The organism is Paraburkholderia sp. D1E, assembly GCF_052682275.1.
In genome coordinates, this window is record NZ_JBQYMB010000001.1 from 5,288,321 (window position 1) to 5,306,340 (window position 18,020).

At 61.8% G+C, this 18,020-nt stretch carries 16 protein-coding genes; 9 read left to right on the forward strand and 7 right to left on the reverse strand.

What is annotated here, in order from left to right:
* Window positions 1-509: 509 nt before the first annotated feature.
* Both murJ and ACUN0E_RS23760 read left to right on the forward strand, forming a co-directional pair.
* A complete protein-coding gene (murJ, locus tag ACUN0E_RS23755; RefSeq protein WP_445568119.1) occupies window positions 510-2,060 on the forward strand; it encodes a murein biosynthesis integral membrane protein MurJ in 1,551 nt (516 codons plus the stop codon).
* A 5-nt stretch (window positions 2,061-2,065) separates the two neighbouring features.
* On the forward strand, window positions 2,066-2,908 hold the full coding sequence (locus tag ACUN0E_RS23760) for a SirB1 family protein (RefSeq protein WP_445568120.1): 843 nt from the start codon (window positions 2,066-2,068) through the stop codon (window positions 2,906-2,908).
* 180 nt (window positions 2,909-3,088) lie between these two features.
* Here the strand turns inward: ACUN0E_RS23760 and ACUN0E_RS23765 are convergent, their stop codons facing one another.
* The 5 genes from ACUN0E_RS23765 to lpxK form a co-directional block, all read right to left on the reverse strand.
* Window positions 3,089-3,847: a 3-hydroxyacyl-CoA dehydrogenase gene (locus ACUN0E_RS23765; RefSeq protein ID WP_445568121.1), complete on the reverse strand. Its 759-nt coding sequence runs from the start codon at window positions 3,845-3,847 to the stop codon at window positions 3,089-3,091.
* A 281-nt stretch (window positions 3,848-4,128) separates the two neighbouring features.
* Window positions 4,129-4,794 (reverse strand): adenylate kinase, encoded by a 666-nt coding sequence (adk, locus tag ACUN0E_RS23770; protein WP_408235069.1) that lies wholly within the window; start codon window positions 4,792-4,794, stop codon window positions 4,129-4,131.
* A gap of 214 nt (window positions 4,795-5,008) precedes the next feature.
* Window positions 5,009-5,809 (reverse strand): 3-deoxy-manno-octulosonate cytidylyltransferase, encoded by an 801-nt coding sequence (gene kdsB / locus ACUN0E_RS23775; protein WP_445568122.1) that lies wholly within the window; start codon window positions 5,807-5,809, stop codon window positions 5,009-5,011.
* A gap of 160 nt (window positions 5,810-5,969) precedes the next feature.
* The gene (locus ACUN0E_RS23780) at window positions 5,970-6,173 is read right to left on the reverse strand and encodes a Trm112 family protein (protein WP_006050060.1); all 204 of its coding nucleotides are present in this window, start codon (window positions 6,171-6,173) and stop codon (window positions 5,970-5,972) included.
* The gene (lpxK, locus tag ACUN0E_RS23785) at window positions 6,154-7,170 is read right to left on the reverse strand and encodes a tetraacyldisaccharide 4'-kinase (protein WP_445568123.1); all 1,017 of its coding nucleotides are present in this window, start codon (window positions 7,168-7,170) and stop codon (window positions 6,154-6,156) included. Before lpxK ends, ACUN0E_RS23780 begins: the two co-directional genes overlap by 20 nt.
* Before the next feature lie 567 nt (window positions 7,171-7,737).
* Here lpxK and xseA point away from each other — a divergent pair.
* Together xseA and sodB are read left to right on the forward strand one after the other, a co-directional pair.
* Window positions 7,738-9,117: an exodeoxyribonuclease VII large subunit gene (gene xseA / locus ACUN0E_RS23790; RefSeq protein ID WP_445568124.1), complete on the forward strand. Its 1,380-nt coding sequence runs from the start codon at window positions 7,738-7,740 to the stop codon at window positions 9,115-9,117.
* Between the two features lie 219 nt (window positions 9,118-9,336).
* Complete coding sequence (gene sodB, locus ACUN0E_RS23795) at window positions 9,337-9,915, forward strand: superoxide dismutase [Fe] (RefSeq protein WP_445568125.1); 579 nt, start codon at window positions 9,337-9,339, stop codon at window positions 9,913-9,915.
* 519 nt (window positions 9,916-10,434) lie between these two features.
* Here sodB and ACUN0E_RS23800 read toward each other — a convergent pair.
* Both ACUN0E_RS23800 and ACUN0E_RS23805 read right to left on the reverse strand, forming a co-directional pair.
* Window positions 10,435-10,878, reverse strand: a complete 444-nt coding sequence (locus tag ACUN0E_RS23800) for a DUF3761 domain-containing protein (protein ID WP_445568126.1) — start codon at window positions 10,876-10,878, stop codon at window positions 10,435-10,437.
* A gap of 102 nt (window positions 10,879-10,980) precedes the next feature.
* Window positions 10,981-11,103 (reverse strand): hypothetical protein, encoded by a 123-nt coding sequence (locus ACUN0E_RS23805; protein ID WP_445568127.1) that lies wholly within the window; start codon window positions 11,101-11,103, stop codon window positions 10,981-10,983.
* Window positions 11,104-11,265: 162 nt separating this feature from the next.
* On the opposite strand from ACUN0E_RS23805, the gene tetH reads away from it, so the two are divergent.
* The 5 genes from tetH (at window position 11,266) to ACUN0E_RS23830 (ending at window position 17,931) form a co-directional block, all read left to right on the forward strand.
* Complete coding sequence (gene tetH / locus ACUN0E_RS23810; protein ID WP_445568128.1) at window positions 11,266-12,057, forward strand: thiosulfate dehydrogenase; 792 nt, start codon at window positions 11,266-11,268, stop codon at window positions 12,055-12,057.
* A gap of 9 nt (window positions 12,058-12,066) precedes the next feature.
* The gene (locus ACUN0E_RS23815; RefSeq protein WP_445568129.1) at window positions 12,067-13,107 is read left to right on the forward strand and encodes a substrate-binding domain-containing protein; all 1,041 of its coding nucleotides are present in this window, start codon (window positions 12,067-12,069) and stop codon (window positions 13,105-13,107) included.
* Between the two features lie 92 nt (window positions 13,108-13,199).
* Window positions 13,200-13,910 (forward strand): c-type cytochrome, encoded by a 711-nt coding sequence (locus ACUN0E_RS23820; protein ID WP_445568130.1) that lies wholly within the window; start codon window positions 13,200-13,202, stop codon window positions 13,908-13,910.
* Window positions 13,907-14,842 carry a c-type cytochrome gene (locus ACUN0E_RS23825; RefSeq protein WP_445568131.1) on the forward strand — a complete coding sequence of 312 codons (936 nt, stop codon included), beginning with the start codon at window positions 13,907-13,909 and terminating at the stop codon, window positions 14,840-14,842. Before ACUN0E_RS23820 ends, ACUN0E_RS23825 begins: the two co-directional genes overlap by 4 nt.
* A gap of 629 nt (window positions 14,843-15,471) precedes the next feature.
* Window positions 15,472-17,931 (forward strand): tetratricopeptide repeat protein, encoded by a 2,460-nt coding sequence (locus ACUN0E_RS23830; RefSeq protein WP_445568132.1) that lies wholly within the window; start codon window positions 15,472-15,474, stop codon window positions 17,929-17,931.
* Window positions 17,932-18,020 lie beyond the last annotated feature (89 nt).

The following is an 18,020-nucleotide window of genomic DNA, read 5'->3' on the forward strand; positions in this document are numbered from 1 at the left end:
TCCTGTTCCTGTTTCCAGTACCTGACCTTCAAGTGGTAGGTGCTGCTTTTAGATCGAACTCCTGGAAGCGATTGCCCAAGAGTGCAAAAAGTGTCGAAATAATCGATCGAGCTACGCGAAGGCGGGCTGCGTTCCGGTGTATTTCGAGGTCCGCTGGCGCCTCAATACAGCTTGAGTGCCGGATGAGATTGCGTGCCTGAACCCCGTCCGAAAATTGAGCGAGCTTCGAAACCGGCGATTATAGCAACAAAATCAGGCACGTGGCAACGGGGAATCGCCAATTCCGGTGTGCCGGGCTGCCGCGCATGGCCCCGATTCTGTAAGCCTGAACGCACGGGCATTGGGCGGGCAACCGGCGAGCGGGCGGTGAGCCCGGCGCGCAACGCCTACGGCAAGCAACAAAAAACGGCCCGATCAGCTTATCCAAACGAACGTCTGCGTCACAAATCGGTCCGATTCGCGTTCCGGCTCGTCGTCCGCACCTGCGGCACCCGTATAATAAACGCCCCATGAATCTATTCCGAGCCCTGCTGACGGTCAGCGGCTTCACGCTGCTGTCGCGCGTGACCGGACTGGCCCGCGAAACGCTGATCGCCCGAGCGTTCGGTGCCAGTCAATATACTGACGCGTTTTACGTCGCCTTCCGCATTCCGAACCTGCTACGCCGCATTTCCGCCGAGGGTGCGTTCTCGCAGGCCTTCGTGCCGATTCTCGCCGAGTTCAAGAACCAGCAAGGACATGACGCCACCAAGGCGCTCGTCGACGCGACGTCGACCGTGCTTGCCTGGGCGCTCGCGATTCTCTCGCTGATCGGCGTGGTGGGGGCGTCGGGCGTGGTGTTCATCGTCGCGTCAGGGCTTGCGCATGAAGGCCAGGCGTATGCGCTTGCGGTCACGATGACGCGCATCATGTTCCCGTACATCATTTTCATCTCGCTGACGTCGCTGGCGTCGGGCGTGCTGAATACGTATAAGAACTTTTCGCTGCCTGCGTTCGCCCCGGTTCTTCTGAACGTCGCGTTCATCTTCGCGGCGGTGTTCGTCGCGCCGCGCCTGCAAACGCCGGTTTATGCGCTTGCGTGGGCGGTAATCGCCGGCGGCGTGCTGCAATTCATCGTGCAATTGCCCGGTCTGAAGAAGATCGACATGCTGCCGCGCATCGGCCTGAATCCGCTGAAGGCGCTCGCGCACCGCGGCGTGAAGCGGGTGCTGTCGAAGATGGTGCCGGCCATGTTCGCCGTCTCGGTTGCGCAGATCAGCCTGATCATCAACACCAATATTGCGTCGCGCATTGGTCCGGGTGCTGTCTCCTGGATCAACTACGCCGACCGGCTGATGGAGTTCCCGACCGCGCTGCTCGGCGTCGCGCTCGGCACGATTTTGCTGCCGAGTCTGTCGAAGGCGCACGTGGACGCCGATCCGCACGAGTATTCGTCGCTGCTCGACTGGGGGCTGCGCGTCACCTTCCTGCTGGCCGCGCCGAGCGCCGTTGCGCTGTTTTTCTTCGCCCAGCCGCTCACCGCGACGCTGTTCCACTACGGCAAGTTCGACGGCAACTCGGTGGTGATGGTCGCCCGCGCGCTGTCGGCTTACGGCATCGGCCTGATCGGCCTGATTCTCATCAAGATTCTTGCGCCCGGTTTTTACGCCAAGCAGGACATCAAGACGCCGGTGAAGATCGGCGTAGGCGTGCTGATCGTCACACAGTTGAGCAACTATCTGTTCGTGCCGATTTTCGCGCATGCGGGCCTCACGCTGAGCGTCGGGCTCGGCGCTTGCGTCAACGCACTGTTCCTGTTCCTCGGTTTGCGCAAGCGCGGCATCTATACGCCGTCGAACGGTTGGCTCAAATTCTTCGTGCAGTTGCTTGGCGCCTGTCTGGTGCTGGCCGGCACGATGCATTGGCTCGCGATCAGCTTCGACTGGATCGGCATGCATAGTCGGCCGGTGGACCGCATCATGTTGCTGGGGGCGTGCCTCGTTCTGTTCGCCGCGCTATATTTCGGTATGCTTTGGCTGATGGGCTTCAAGTACGCGTATTTCAAAAGGCGAGTGAAGTGATCACGATGACGCGAGTTCTCGACTATTTCAGCACGCTGGTTGCCGAAGATGACAGCCTGCCGCTGACCGAGGCGGCGCTCTCGCTCGCGCAGGACGCTTATCCCGATCTCGATCTGCAAGGCACACTGGCCGAGATTGACGAGTTGGTCGTGCGTTTGCAGCGCCGCATGCCGGACGATGCCGACATCAGGCAGAAGGTCGGCATTCTGAATCGGTTCTTCTTCCGCGAGCTGGGTTTCGCCGGCAACCTCAACGATTATTACGATCCCGACAACAGCCATCTGAATGCGGTGCTTAAGCGCCGCCGCGGCATTCCGATTTCGCTGGCGGTGCTGTATCTGGAGATGGCTGAGCAGATCGGCATTCCGGCGCGCGGCGTGTCGTTTCCGGGCCACTTCCTGTTGCGCGTGACAACGCCGGATGGCGACGTGATGCTCGATCCGACCAGCGGGCATTCGCTGTCCGAATCGCAGATGGTGGACATGCTGGAGCCTTATGTGGCGTCGGCGGGCGAGTCGGTGAGCAGGGCGCTGCGCATGTTGCTGCAACCGGCCACGCGCCGCGAAATCATCGCTCGTATGTTGCGCAATCTGAAGTCCACTTATCTTCAGACGGAACGCTGGCAGCGTCTGTTGGCGGTGCAGCAGCGTCTTGTGATCCTGTTGCCGGAAAGTATCGAGGAAGTGCGCGATCGCGGTTTCGCCTATGCGCGGCTCGACTATCTGCGCCCGGCGCTCGAGGATCTCGAACGATATCTCGGAGACCGGCCGGATGCGGAAGACGCAACGGTGGTGGAATCGCAGTTGCATGAACTGCGTCAACGGACCCAGTACGACGACCGCGACTAAAAGCGCTTTGTCTGCCAGCGTATCGGGCCCCTAGCGCCAGCAGCGACGGCAAGCAATTAACGGCTGCGTCCAGCTGCGGTTGATGAGCAAAAACCGGTCAAAACAGAACGCCTGCACGTGACTCACGCGCAGGCGTTTTTCATTGGCGCAGCCGCATAGAGCGGCACGCCGGATACCTCGTTACTTCGGCTGCATCCGGATTGCGCCGTCCAGACGAATCACTTCGCCGTTAAGCATCGGATTGTCGAAGATCTGCTTGGCCAGCATCGCGTACTCCGCTGGTTTGCCGAGACGCGGCGGGAACGGCACCATCGCGCCGAGCGCGTCCTGCACTTCCTGCGGCATGCCCAGCAGCATCGGCGTTTCGAAGATGCCCGGTGCAATCGTCATGACCCGGATCGCATTGCGCGACAGATCGCGTGCGATCGGCAGCGTCATGCCGACCACGCCGCTCTTGGACGCCGCGTAGGCTGCCTGACCGATTTGCCCGTCAAACGCAGCCACGGATGCCGTGTTGATGATCACGCCACGCTCGCCATTCGCATTCGGTTCGTTCTTCGACATGGCTGCGGCGGCGAGCCGGATCATGTTGAAGGTGCCGATCAGATTGATGGAGATGGTGCGCGCAAACGACTCGAGCGGATGCGGCCCGTCTTTGCCGACTGTCTTGATGGCGGGCGCCACGCCGGCACAATTGACGAGGCCGCGCAGCGTGCCGAGCTTCGTGGCGGCTTCGACTGCGTGCGTGGCGTCGTCTTCACGGCTCACGTCGCACTTGACGAATATGCCGCCGAGTTCCTTCGCGAGCGCCTCACCGGCATCCTGATTCAGATCGGCGAGCACCACCTTGCCGCCGTTCTCGACGAAAAGGCGCGCTGTGGCCGCGCCGAGGCCCGATGCACCGCCGGTGATCAGGAATACGTTGTCGCGAATTTCCATGTCATCTCCTTTGCTTCAGTTCAGTAATGTCTCGATCGAATATCTTTTCGATGATCGATTGTAACGGCTATGCTGCAATGCGGAAAGCGCAGTGAGGCATCGGTCACCCGGGGCCTCTGCCGAAGCCCTATAACCTCTAGCGCCCCAAATTGCTACGGATGGCTAATTAATGCCGGCGTGGCGGACAACGGGGATCGTGAGAGAGCGCCCGCCACGCGGCGCGCAATAAAAAAACCCGCCGGCATGGGCGGGTTTTTCAAACGACAACCGGAGATGCGAGATTACTTCAACGCATCAAACGCGCGGTTGCGAATTTCGTCGACCGTGCCGAGGCCCGAAATGCGGCGATATTGCGGCGCATTCAGCGGGGTCGACGGGTCGCCGTTTTGCGCCCAGTTGTTGTAGTACTCGATCAGCGGCTTGGTTTGCGCAACGTACACGTCGAGGCGCTTCTTGACCGTTTCTTCCTTGTCGTCGTCGCGCTGGATCAGCGGTTCGCCCGTCACGTCGTCCACACCTTCAACCTTCGGCGGGTTGAACTTGACGTGGTACGTACGGCCCGACGCGGCGTGCGAGCGGCGGCCGCTCATGCGCACGATGATCTCGTCGAACGGCACGTCGATTTCCAGCACGTAATCGATCGCGACGCCCGCCTGCTTCATGGCTTCAGCTTGCGGAATGGTGCGCGGAAAACCGTCGAACAGATAACCGTTCGCGCAATCCGGCTGCTGCAGGCGTTCCTTCACCAGGTTGATGATCAGCTCGTCCGTGACCAGTTCACCGGCGTCCATGAAGCGCTTGGCTTCAAGGCCGAGCGGCGTGCCTGCCTTAACGGCCGCGCGCAGCATGTCACCGGTGGAAATTTGCGGAATGCCGAACTTTTCCTTGATGAAGGTGGCTTGAGTGCCCTTACCCGCGCCGGGCGCACCCAAAAGGATCAAACGCATGTGATATCTCCAGATCTATGTGAATTCTTTGGTGACGCTGCAGCCATCCCACGATTCGTCGAGGGACCCGCGTCGGCTGCCGTTTCGGGCCTCGCGCTGCACGTCGAAAACGACGGCGCTGCAAGGCCAGCAACGGCGCGACCGGGCAATCCCTGACTCTCGCGTTTAACGGGAGGCGCGCACAACCGTCCGATTATGCCATGGGTTTTTACGCTCAAGCCCCGAATAAAGCCTGTACGCGCGCGAGATCAGCGGGTGTGTCGACGCCGGGTAGCGGCGCATTCTGAGTGACGAGCACCGCGATCCGCTCGCCGTGCCACATCGCGCGCAGTTGTTCGAGCGCTTCGACCTGCTCGATCGGCGAGATCGCGAGGCTCGGGTACGTGCGCAGGAATTGGGCGCGATACGCGTACAGGCCGATATGCCGATGGACGACTGCGGGAGCCGGCGGCGCCGGCATCGACGCCACGTCCGGCCAATGCGGCTGATAGGCGTCGCGTGCCCACGGGATCGGCGCGCGCGAGAAGTACAGCGCGACGCCGCGCGCGTCGAGCACGACCTTGACGACGTTCGGATTGAAAATTTCCGCGGGGTCGGTGATCGGATGGGCAGCGGTGGCGATCGCGCAACCGTTATTCGCCGCCAGGTGCGACGCCACGCCGCATACGAGCGCCGGGTCGATCAGCGGCTCGTCGCCCTGAACGTTCACCACGATCGTCTCGTCGCTCCAGCCGAACTGCGCCGCCACTTCCGCGAGACGGTCGGTGCCCGACGGATGATCGGCGCGCGTCAGCACGGCTTCGAAGCCGTGCTCGCGGGCCACATCCAGCACGGCTTGCGCGTCGGAGGCGATGAGCACCTGTTGCGCGCCTGATTCGCGTGCGCGTTCGGCGACCCGCACCACCATCGGCTTGCCGCCGATGTCGGCGAGCGGTTTGTTGGGCAGACGCGTCGAAGCAAGCCGGGCCGGCACGACTGCGATGAACGGGAGAGGGGTGGCGTTAGCGTTGGTCATCGGGAGGACGAGCGGCGATGAAACCGGAAGAAAGCGCTCGCAAGTACACCGCGGGCGCTGACGGGAAAGACGGCCAATGCGGATGGCAAGGGCGGATCAGATACGCGGGGCGCGCCGGATGGTCCTGACCTGCACTCGCCCTGCGTCGGGCAAATCAGACTCAGGCAACGGAGCCCGGATTCAGATCGACCGGGGTGCCTTCCACGGTCTGCCGTGCTTCGTCGACCAGCATCACGGGAATGCCGTCGCGGATCGGATAGGCAAGCTTGTCAGCGTTGCAGATCAGTTCCTGCGCAGAACGGTCGTAGCTGAGCGGGCCCTTGCAGATCGGGCAGACGAGAATTTCAAGCAGGCGAGCGTCCACGGACTTTCTCCACAACTAATGCAATGAGGCGATGATCGAGCGCGGCTTCGACAGGGACAACCCAGATGCGCGCGTCGCGCCAGGACCCCAATTTTACCGCATCCTTTTCGGTTATCAGGATGGCGTCCGCGTCGACGTCCGTAAAAGGATTGCGCTCGAACGCGTAGTGATCCGGCAAGGCTCGGGTGGCGGGCGTGAGACCGGCCGCGCGCAACGTCGCGAAAAAGCGTTCCGGCGCGCCGATGCCGGCCGCGGCCAGCACGCGATCGCCGCTGAATTGCGCGAGCGGCCGGCGCAGACCAGGGTTGTCGAGATGCCAGGCGTCGGCGGGCGCGAGTTGCAGCGCGAACGTGTTCGGCCACGCGGGCAGGCTGCGGGAATAGGGATCGTTGATCAGCGTCGCGTCGCGATGGCGCGACAGCGGTTCGCGCAGCGGACCGGCCGGCAGCAGAAAACCATTGCCGCCGAGCCGGTGATCGAAGACCACCAGTTCGGCGTCGCGGGCGAGGCGGTAGTGCTGCAAGCCGTCGTCGCTGACGATCACGTCGACTTCGCGATGCGCGGCGCACAGCGCCTGCGCCGCCGCGACGCGATCCGGGCAGACCCACACCGGTGCGCCGGTGCGGCGCGCGATCAGCAGTGGTTCGTCGCCGCCGACACCTGCTGCCGACGTCGCGAGGACCGGTGTCGGTCCCTTGACGCGCGCGCCATAACCACGCGACACCACGCCGGGCTTAAAGCCGGCGGCGCGCAAGGCTTCGACCAGTGCGATGACGGTCGGCGTTTTGCCAGTGCCGCCGACGGTCACGTTGCCGACCACCACAACCGGCACGCCGACGCGTACGGATTTCAGCCAGCCGAACGAAAAAGCGGCGCGACGCGCGGCGGCGATCGCGCCGAACACGCACGCGAAGGGCGTTAGCGCCCACGCAAACGGGCCACGCTGTTGCCACTCCCGTGCAAGGCGCGCTTCGATACGGTTGTTCAGGTTGCTCATCGGCAGGCCGCAAAGACGAGCGAAAGGGGCCGGGACGGCGGCATGGAAGCGCCAGGTGCAATACGCGGGGCAAACGTCAACGCGGTTCTCCGGGCAATCGAAAAGTGAAGCGAAAAGGTAAAGCGACGGCTGCATCCGATGCGTTCGCGCAGTGTGCCGTCAGTGTGCCGCAATGGCGAGCGCTGCGGGGCATTCGGCATGCCGTCGAACCCGCCACTCTAGCCTGCGCGCGTCCCGCCCGGCAAGTCGCGCGCCTCGCCCGGCACCGCGAGACGGCGCTTCGAGCGGGTCCGTCAGCCTGTGGATAACTTTGTGGAGAACCTGCCAGTCGATGGGCTGAGAGGGCCGCGCTGAGCGCTCCGTATCGGCAATCGTTCTCTTTAACGAGATATAAACGCTATATAAATCAAACACATGATTCGAATTCGTGCGGCCTGGCGGGGTGGTCTGGCGGTATTTGTCCAGCCGGTCCCGACATGTGGACACTTTTAACAATTCATCTGCGCCGCTGGACGCCGATGGCCACTCGGTCTATCGTCTGTCCGGCCAGTCACCGATATTCCTCGCATGAATTCCGAAAGCCCTTTTTCCTCGTCGGCTACGCCCGGCGGTGAAGTTGTCGTCCCCGTTTCCGCGCTCAACCGTGCAATTGGCACGATGCTTGAGCGCTCGTTTCCGCTCGTCTGGGTGTCCGGGGAAGTGTCGAACTTCACGCGTGCCGCGAGCGGCCATTGGTATTTCTCGATCAAGGACGCTCAGGCGCAGATGCGCTGCGTGATGTTCCGCGGTCGCGCGCAGTACGCCGAGTTCACGCCGCGCGAAGGCGATCGTATCGAAGTGCGCGCGCTGGTGACAATGTACGAGCCGCGCGGCGAGCTCCAATTGAATGTAGAAGCGGTGCGCCGCACGGGGCAGGGGCGTCTTTACGAAGCCTTTCTCCGGCTGAAGGCGCAACTCGAGGCCGAGGGCCTCTTTGCTGCCGAACGCAAGCGTGCTTTGCCTGCACACCCGCGCGCGATCGGCATCGTGACATCGCTACAGGCCGCCGCATTGCGCGACGTCCTGACCACCCTGTCGCGTCGCGCGCCGCATATTCCGGTGATCGTCTATCCGGCACCGGTGCAGGGCGTGGGCGTCAGCGCGAAGCTGGCCGCGATGGTCGATGCAGCCAACGCGCGGCGCGAAGTCGATGTACTGATCGTATGCCGCGGCGGCGGCTCGATTGAGGACCTGTGGGCGTTCAACGAAGAAGTGCTGGCGCGCGCGATTGCCGAAAGCGCCATACCGGTGGTGAGCGGCGTGGGTCACGAAACCGATTTCACGATCGCCGATTTTGCCGCCGACGTGCGCGCACCGACGCCCACCGGCGCCGCCGAACTCGTGAGCCCGCAGCGCGTGCTGTTGCTGCGTGAGCTCGATCATCGGCATGCGACGCTCGCACGCGGTTTCGGCCGCATGATGGAGCGGCGCGCCCAACAACTCGACTGGCTTGCGCGCCGGCTGGTGTCGCCGGCTGAGCGGCTCGCGCGGCAGCGCACGCATCTGCAGCAATTGAGCGTGCGGCTGGCGTCGGCGGGTGCGCGACCCGTGCGTGATGCCCGAGCGCGGTTTTCTCTGCTGGAGATGCGCTGGCAGCGCTGGCGCCCTGATCTCGCCGCGCATCAGACGAAGCTCGGCAATCTTTCGCAGCGTCTGGACGCTGCATTGTTACGCCAGCATGAACGTCAGTCCGCGCGTATCGGCACGCTCGCCGCTCGGCTCGAGGTGTTGAGTCCACAGCGCACCCTGGAACGTGGTTATGCTGCCGTGCTCGATGCACAGAGCGGCCGCGCGGTGCGTGCGCCGTCGTCGCTGAAACCGGGGCGGCGCCTCACGGTGCATCTCGCCGAAGGGGCGGCGGACATTGCCCTCGCCGACGTGCAACCGCGCCTGACCGACGGTTTCTGACACTTCGCCGACAGCACGCAAAGGCGTATTTTTGACCTTCGCAGGGGGCAGGCACAGCGCATGCGGATGCACTAAATGCGCTATGTGTGCGGCATGTTTGCCGATGCCGGACATAAAGTCCGTTGGTTTGCGGGGTTATTCCAACTCGCCTACAATCGAGTGCTCAAAAGCGTTATCCGCAGACTCCCCCACAACAGATACAGACACAAGGAAAGCACCATGGAACATACGCTCCCGCCGCTGCCGTTCGCGAAAAACGCGCTCGCGCCGAACATGTCGGAAGAGACGCTTGAGTATCACTACGGCAAGCACCATCAGACCTATGTGACCAACCTGAACAATCTGATCAAGGGCACGGAGTTCGAGAATCTGTCGCTCGAAGAGATCGTCAAGAAGGCATCGGGCGGTGTTTTCAATAACGCTGCTCAAGTGTGGAACCACACGTTCTTCTGGAACAGCCTGTCGCCGCAAGGTGGCGGTGCACCGACCGGAGCACTGGCTGACGCGATCAACGCCAAGTGGGGTTCGTTCGACAAGTTCAAGGAAGAATTCGCCAAGACCGCAATCGGCACGTTCGGCTCGGGTTGGGCATGGCTGGTGAAGAAGGCCGACGGTTCGCTCGACCTGGTCTCGACGAGCAACGCTGCTACGCCGCTGACCACGGACGCGAAGGCGTTGCTGACGATCGACGTGTGGGAACACGCGTACTACATCGACTACCGTAATGCGCGTCCGAAGTTCGTTGAAGCGTACTGGAACATCGCCAACTGGGATTTCGCGTCGAAGAACTTCGCGTGAGATTGCAGGTCCAGCGACAATAAAGTTTGGAAACGGCAAAGAGGTTTGGAAGGCGGGCAGGGTGCCGCACAATAAATTTTTGAAACCGTAGCCGATAAGAAAGCCCTCCATGTGAGGGCTTTTTTGTGCCCGCCTTTCGTTTCAGCGCAACTGTTTCTCGCGGACATGATCGGTTCAAGCCAGACGTTTAGCTCTGGCGCCGAGCGACCTTAGCCTCTTAGCCTTATTGTGAGCGCCGACGCTATCCCGTTGCGCGCACCACATGCGGCTATTAGCGTTTCGGCGAGTTAGCGACGGCATCGGTGGCCATTCCTTTCGGTCGCCAGGCATGAAGCGCGACTTCAAAGGGGCATACGCCACTTTCTACAAGTCGTCCTGAGGATCCGTCAAGCCAATGTTATCAACCAGCAGTGCGATGAAAAGGACGATCGTGGACGGCAGGAAGGAGAATGCGTGTATGGGTGTAAACGCGCACGTCCGCGTGCAAACCCCGGACGTGCGCCCTTGCCTTGACGATATTTACTGGCAGGCTTTCCCGTGATCGGCGTGGAAACCCTTTGCCTTTGCATCTGCCTCAGTCATGTATGTACCGTTCTTCGTCTTGCCGTAGTACTTGTCTGTCGGGCAATGGTAGACCTTGGTGCTCGTGTTAACCCAGACTTGCCCGGGTCCGCCGCCGGCTGCCGCCGGTTTTGCGCTGCTCGCGGCGGCCGGAGCGACGGCAGGTGCCGCAGCAGGGGCCGCGGCGGGAGCGCTGGCGCTAGCGGCCCCCGCTGCGCCGTACCAGGTCTTGACACCCTTATGACCCGCGCAGGCGCCCTTTTTTGAAGCGCCCGAATAGGACGTACCGTCCTTGCAGAGGGCTGTTGATCCGGCCGGCGCGCTGGCCGGGACCTGCGCATAGCCAGCAGTCGCAACGAGCAATCCGGTCGCCACTGCCATGGAAAGAAACGGTATTTTCATCGCTGATCCTGTAGGTGTGAGACGAGGAGGTGTCAATCAGTGTCGCGCGCCCGCACGGCACTAATTGATATAACGCAACGTCCGCGCGTTCCGCTGACAGGGTTAGGTGCGCAGTATTGTCAATCTTCGCAAAATCAAACCGGCAGTCGAGATGGCCTTGCTGGTCGCACGCGGCAATTCGATCTGCGGCAAGTCGGCGATCGCCGCCGTCGTCGCCTGAATCATCGGCCACGCCAATACATCAGATCTGAATTCGCGATTTCTGTTATCGAACGGTTGTCCTTAGACTGGGCAAACGTTAATAAGACATGCCGCGTCGATTGAATCAATCGTGCGCTCGCATTTTCACGACCTTGGCAGTTCGAATAACAACAAGGAGATACAGGCATGACTAACCAGAATGCGCGCCGCAGTGCATTAAAGACGTTTGGCCTCGCTGCGGGTACGGCGCTTCTGAGCGCCACCGGGCAGTCGCAAGCGATGGCGGCCGACGCGGCATCATTACTGCCCGGAGGGGCAAGCAATCTGGCCGAATTGACCCAACGATTGGCCGCCGCCCCAAGGCGGCGTGACTTCAAAACGGTACCCATGATTCTCGAGCGCCCTGACCAATGGGATCATGAAGCGCTGTCTACCGTGATCGGGTATCGAGGCAGTCCGAAACAGGTTTGGGACAACACCGAACTTGGCGGACCGTGGCTGAACTTGATGCGCAATGCTTTGAATGCGCAGATCTGGTCGTTCAAACATCCGGATTTCCTCGTGGTGTCGGCAACGCATGGATCGGCCCATTTGTCCTTGTTCGACCAGGTCGCTTGGGACAAGTACGGTCTCGCGAAAATGAGCGGCAACAAGTTGGCGGCCAATACGTTGCTCGACAGCAAACCGGCAGAGGCGATGGGTAACGGCGATCATGAAAGCGCCGAAGGCGCTTTTTCGTCGCACGACAACAGCATTCCGGCGTTGCTGAAAAGAGGCGTCGTTTTTCTGTCGTGTCACAACGCCATTTGGGAACTGGCGGAGAAACTGATCGCCGCCAACGCAAATCCGGACAAGTTGCCGCTGGATGCGCTTGCTGCCGATCTGACGAACCATGTCATTCCGAGTGCGATTGTCACGCCCGGTGTGGTTGCCACGTTGGTCGAACTTCAACAGGCCGGCTTTCACTACGCCAGTTAAGGATCAATCATGGCACTCACTCGCGCTCTTAACCCATTGCATGAGCCTCGACGACTCTTGCGGTTAGCACTTGCCGTCTCACTGTGTTGTGCTGCTGGAATCGCGTGTGCGTCGCCCGCATCGACGGAGGCCGGCGTTTTTCCGCCGTGGCAGCATGGAGAAAATAACGACGCGCCTGATCGGGGACTCGCATTCACCGTCCCGCAGGTCGACGTGCTGGCCGATTTTCACGGCAACCTGTCTTCGCCCAGGCTTGTGCTGTTCGTAGGGGGTAACTATTTCTTCGCGATGGCGCCGCTTGTTGCGCAGTTCGAGAAAGACAACCCCGAGTATTGCGGGCGGATTTTTTGGGAGACTATTCCACCAGGTTTGCTGGTCAAGCAGATGAAGGCCGGCGGCACGATCACGGTCGGCAATATGACCTGGACGGTCAAACCTGATGCCTATTTCGCCGGCCTGGCGAAGGTCAAGGAGCTTATCGCGGACGGCACGCTAACAGGTCCCGCCGTGCCCTACGTGACGAATCAATTGACAATCATGGTTCGTCGCGACAACCCCCAGCACGTCATGTCGCTCAAAGATCTCGCGAGACCCGAGTTGCGGCTCGCGATGCCCAATCCGGCATTTGAAGGTGTGACACGACAGATCAAGACATCGCTGGTGAAAGCGGGTGGCGACGCACTCGCCAAGGCCGTCTACGAGGATAAGGTGCAAGCCGGATCGACAGAGCTGACCCAGATACATCACCGGCAAACCGCGCTTTTTCTGATGCAGAATCGCGCCGATGCCGGCGTGGTCTGGAAATCCGAAGCCTTGTTCCAGGAGCAGATCGGGCATCCTCTTGCTCACGTCGACATTCCCGCCGATGAAAACACGACCGCGATCTACGCCGGCGCGCTGGTCAACGGCGCGGCGCATCCGCAAGCGGCTCGCAAATGGCTCGCTTTCATTCGTTCGTCCGCCGCGTTTCAGATATTCCAGCGATACGGCTTTGGCAAGTACGAATCGGCGCCGGCTTCGACTTCGACTTCGACTTCGATCATTCAGTGATGAGCCGTTGCGATTCGACGGGAACAGGCGAACGCTAGCTGGATACCAATACGAGGTGGGCTACCACTCGCGATAATTTTGAAGGAGACGATGTGGACTATTCGGTCATGACAGTGCGGCGCAGATACCTGACCATGTATCTGGCCATAGCGAGCACGTTGCTGGCGATGTCCGGTGCTCGCGCGGATGATCTGTCCGCTGGACAAACCATCGCGATGCAGGGCACGGCGAAGGGTGCCGCCGCGTGCATCAGCTGTCATGGCGCGAAGGGCGAAGGCAACGCTGCGGCCGGCTTTCCGCGTCTTGCCGGCGTTAGCGCACCCTATCTGTCGGCCCAATTGATGGCGTTCGCGGACGGGACGCGCCAGAACCCGATCATGCAACCGTTGGCGAAACTGTTGTCGGCGAGCGAGCGCCATGACGTTGCGCAGTACTTTGCCGGGCTGCAGTCGCCTACCGGCATAAACGCGAGTGACAACGAGTCCGTCAAGCCGTCGGACGTCGGTGCATGGATCGCTACGCGCGGACGCTGGAACGAGGGGCTGCCTGCCTGTGTGCAATGCCACGGGCCGGGCGGAATCGGAGTGGGCGCGACGTTTCCACCATTGGCCGGCCAGCCGGCGTCATACATTGCGAGCCAGTTGCACAACTGGAAGAGCGGCACCCGGCCGCCCGGACCTATGGCGTTGATGCCGGCCGTCGCGAGCAAGCTTTCCGACACGGAGATCACGGCCGTTGCTGCCTATTACGGTGGTGGTGGAGCGCCGGCCGAAGGGACCTCTGTGAATGGGAGCAAGCAATGATCGATCGAACCTGGTTGTCTCGCGGTGTGCTCGTCAGCGTGTTGAATGTGGTTGCCGGTTCGTGCCTGGCTGCTAACGGCGACTTGCCAGCGTTGCCCGCTTCTTCTGCACAAGCCCCTGCGTCGTCGCCGGTAAAGCCATTTGCGCCACCAGCAGAATTGAGCATGCCGACGGACGGTTTCGGCAAATCGGTCAAGCTGGGTGAGCAAATCTTTACGCATACCAAAACGTTCGCCGGGAAGTACGTGGGTAACACCCTGAACTGTGCCAGTTGCCATCTCGATGCAGGTCGCAAGGCGGATTCGAGTCCGCTGTGGGGTGCGTATCCTTTGTATCCGGCCTATCGGAGCAAGAACGGACATGTGAACTCATTCGCCGAGCGGCTCCAGGGATGCTTCATGTACAGCATGAACGGCAAGGCGCCGCCGCTTGGCGACCCGGTGCTCGTGGCATTGGAGTCCTACGCTTACTGGCTCGCGAAAGGGGCGCCGATCGGCGAAAAGCTGCCGGGACAAGGCTATCCGAAACTTCCGGCGCCCGCGCAAAAGGCGGACTACGCGAGGGGGAGCGCCGTCTACACACAGCATTGTGCTTTATGTCACGGAGCCGATGGGCAGGGACAGTCGAGTGGGGGGCAAGCCGTCTTCCCGCCGCTGTGGGGGGCTCATTCGTTCAATTGGGGCGCCGGAATGGGCGACATTCAGAACGCAGCCGGCTTCATCAAGGCGAATATGCCGCTGGGCGTGGCAGGAACGTTGACGGACCAGCAAGCGTGGGACGTCGCGACGTTTATGGACAGCCATGAGCGTCCGCAGGATCCTCGCTTTCTGGGTTCAGTTGACGCTACGCGAGCGAAGTTCCATGACTCGCCGCACTCGATGTACGGTCAAACCGTGAATGGACAGGTTTTGGGCGCGCCCGTATCCCAATGAGGTAGTGCGTTTCCACAAGCATTACCTCGTGTGTGCGCACCTGTGAGTAACGCGTCCCGCAAAGCAAAGCGTCAATTGAGGAGGCTACGACGTCACGCTGACGAAAGCTGAAGAGGGAGTGCGCTCCGCTCCTGCCGGAGGGAGCGACGCGGCGTCTCATTTGCGCGTCAAATATTTTGGCATCCACGTCTGTTATTACTTACGGGTTACTAAATATTTCTTTCAAATAGAAGGCTTCGTCGGCGTTCCGCATTCCGGGTGCCGCCTTGTCGAAAGCTGGCAGGTTGGTCATCGAAAGACTCATCATCCCCACCCCCATCATCTGAGCGCGGCGCACACCCTACTGGCTATGCGCAGGGCGCTTGCCATGCTCGCTTACAGCCTCGCACCTGCAAAGTCTCCACGATGTTCGCTGCCTGACCGGAAGCGGCGTAACCTCATTGCTACAAGTTTCACCCGGTGAGAACTGGTAAACATCGGTAAGTACTGGCTCGCTATTGTTCAATAGTGTCCGTTCCTCTTCGCGCAGTCGACGGCACGCCTTGCGAATGACATCGCATTGACGTGACGCGGACCGCGGTCCGGGTGGAAGCGACATCGATGAAATAGCAGGCCACCGGCGGGGCACGATGGAAACCATCCAGATTCTGGAGCGCGCGACGGCACATCACCTCGCGGGCGAGTTCGGCCATGCGCGCGAGTTGTACGAACGTGCGCTCGCGATCGCCCCCGACGACGCCAACGTGATGTTTCGTCTCGGCGTGCTCGACATGCAAAGTGGTGCGTTCAATGCCGCACTCGACTGGCTCGATCGTGCACTGGCTCGCGCTCCCGATTGCGCGCGATATCACTTCGTTCGCGGACAGGTGCTTGCCGCTGCTCAGCGTTTCACCGATGCGATTGACGCCTACCGGCGTGCTCTGGCACTCGAAGCCGGGTCTGCCGACGTGCTGTTTGCACTGGCGTCAGCGTTGCAATCGGCCGCCGAATACCCTGCGGCAATCGACGCCTATACCTCAGTGCTGGCGCTCGAACCGGCCCATGCCGACGCGCTCAACAACCTGGGCAACTGTCACCGTCAGCAGGGCGGCATGGATGCCGCTGAAGCCACCTATCGGCGCGCGATCGCGGTGCGACCCAACGACGCCAACGCACTCACGAATCTCGGCACGCTCCTCGAGACAGCCGGCCGTCTGGACGAAGCCATAGTGCTGCTCGAGGCGGCGGTGCGCGTGGCGCCCAATTCGCCCTGTGGCCTGGTGAATCTCGGCGTTGCGCTAAATCAGCGCGGCGAGTTCGCCCAAGCCGCCGCGTTGCTGACGCGCGCCCTTGAGTTCGATCCCGTGTTTCCCGAAGCAGCGTATAACCTCGCCAACGCGCTGCATGCGCTCGGCAGGCGGCGCGAAGCGGTGAGCCACTATCAGCGGGCGATCGAACAGGCGCCGGCACACGCCGACGCTTACAACAACCTGGGTATCGTCTATCAGGAATCGGGATCGCGCGAGGACGCTGCGCAGGCGTTTAGCGCTGCGATCCGTCTGCGCCCCGGTTTCGTTGCCGCGCTCAACAATGCGGCCACGCTGTTGCGCACGCTCGGCCGCCTGGCCGACGCTGAATCCCGTTTGCGCGAAGCGCTTGCCGCCGATCCACATCACTCGGTCACGCACAACAATCTCGGCAACGTGCTGAAGGACCAGGGGTGCCTCGAAGACGGCATCGATTGCTATCGCCGGGCGCTCACGTGCGATCCCTACAACGTCGTCGCGCACAGCAACCTGGTATACGCATTGAGCTTCCAGGCAGAGCATCCGCAGCCGCAACTGGACGAATGCCGTCGATGGTCGGTGCGGCACGAGGCGCCATATCGCGGCACGCATCGGCCGCATCCGAACGATGCGACACCATCGCGCCGCTTGCGCATTGGATACGTGTCGCCGGACTTCCGCGAACATTGTCAGACGCTGTTCACGCTTCCGCTGCTGTCGCACCATGACCACGAACAGTTCGAAGTCTTCTGCTATGCGAGCGTCGTCCGGCCGGACGGCCTGACGCAGCGCGTGGCCACTCATGCCGACGTATGGCGCGATGTGCGCGAACTCACGGACGAGCGGCTCGCACAGATGATCCGTAACGACCGGATCGACATTCTGATCGACCTGACCATGCACATGGCGGATGGCCGTCCGTTGCTGTTTGCGCGCAAACCCGCGCCGGTGCAGATTGCATGGCTTGCCTATCCGGGGACGACCGGCATTGATGCGATCGACTACCGGCTGACTGACCCATGGCTCGACCCGACCGGCAGCGATGCCTGGTATAGCGAAAGTTCCGTCCGTCTGCCTGACTCTTTCTGGTGCTATGACCCGTTGAGCGATACGCCGGCGGTCAACGCGTTGCCTGCGCTATCGAACGGATATCCGACCTTCGGCTGTCTGAACAACCCGTGCAAGCTGAGCGACGCTACGTTCAGAATGTGGGGCGGCGTGATGCGCGAGGTGAAGGATGCCCGCCTGCTGCTGATGGCGCCGGACGGTCCGGCCCGCGCGCGCCTGCTCGATCGCCTCGGACAACAGGGTATTAGTGCCGGGCGGGTCTCGTTCGCGTCGTTCCGGCCACGCTCGGAATACCTGCGCACGTATCACCAGATCGACGTTGGACTCGACACGTTTCCGTACAACGGCCATACGACGAGTCTCGATTCGAATTGGATGGGGGTGCCGGTCGTCACGCGCGTTGGCGACACAGTGGTGGGACGAGCGGGGCTGAGCCAGTCGGCAAACCTGGGTCTGCGTGAACTGGTGGCCGATAGCGACGCGCAGTTTGTCGAGACCGCTGTCCAACTGGCACGCGATCTGCCGCGCCTCAATGAGATGCGCGGGGGCCTGCGCGCACGCCTCGCGGCCTCACCGCTGATGGACGGCGCGCGCTTCGCGCGTCATGTCGAAGCCGCCTACCGCGACGTCTGGCTGCAGTGGTGCGAGCGGGCGCAACATGGCGCGCCTGCCGGATGCGACAGCGCGGCGGCGGCCGGGTCCGGCTATGAGCCACGACCGATGGCGCGCACCGTGGTGCCGACCCTCCGTCATTGAGCGCGGCGGATTCAACCGGTCAATGCAACACCCAACGTTTCTGCCAGTTTTTCAGCAGGGTTCATAAATTGCAAGGTCTGTCGGGGCCG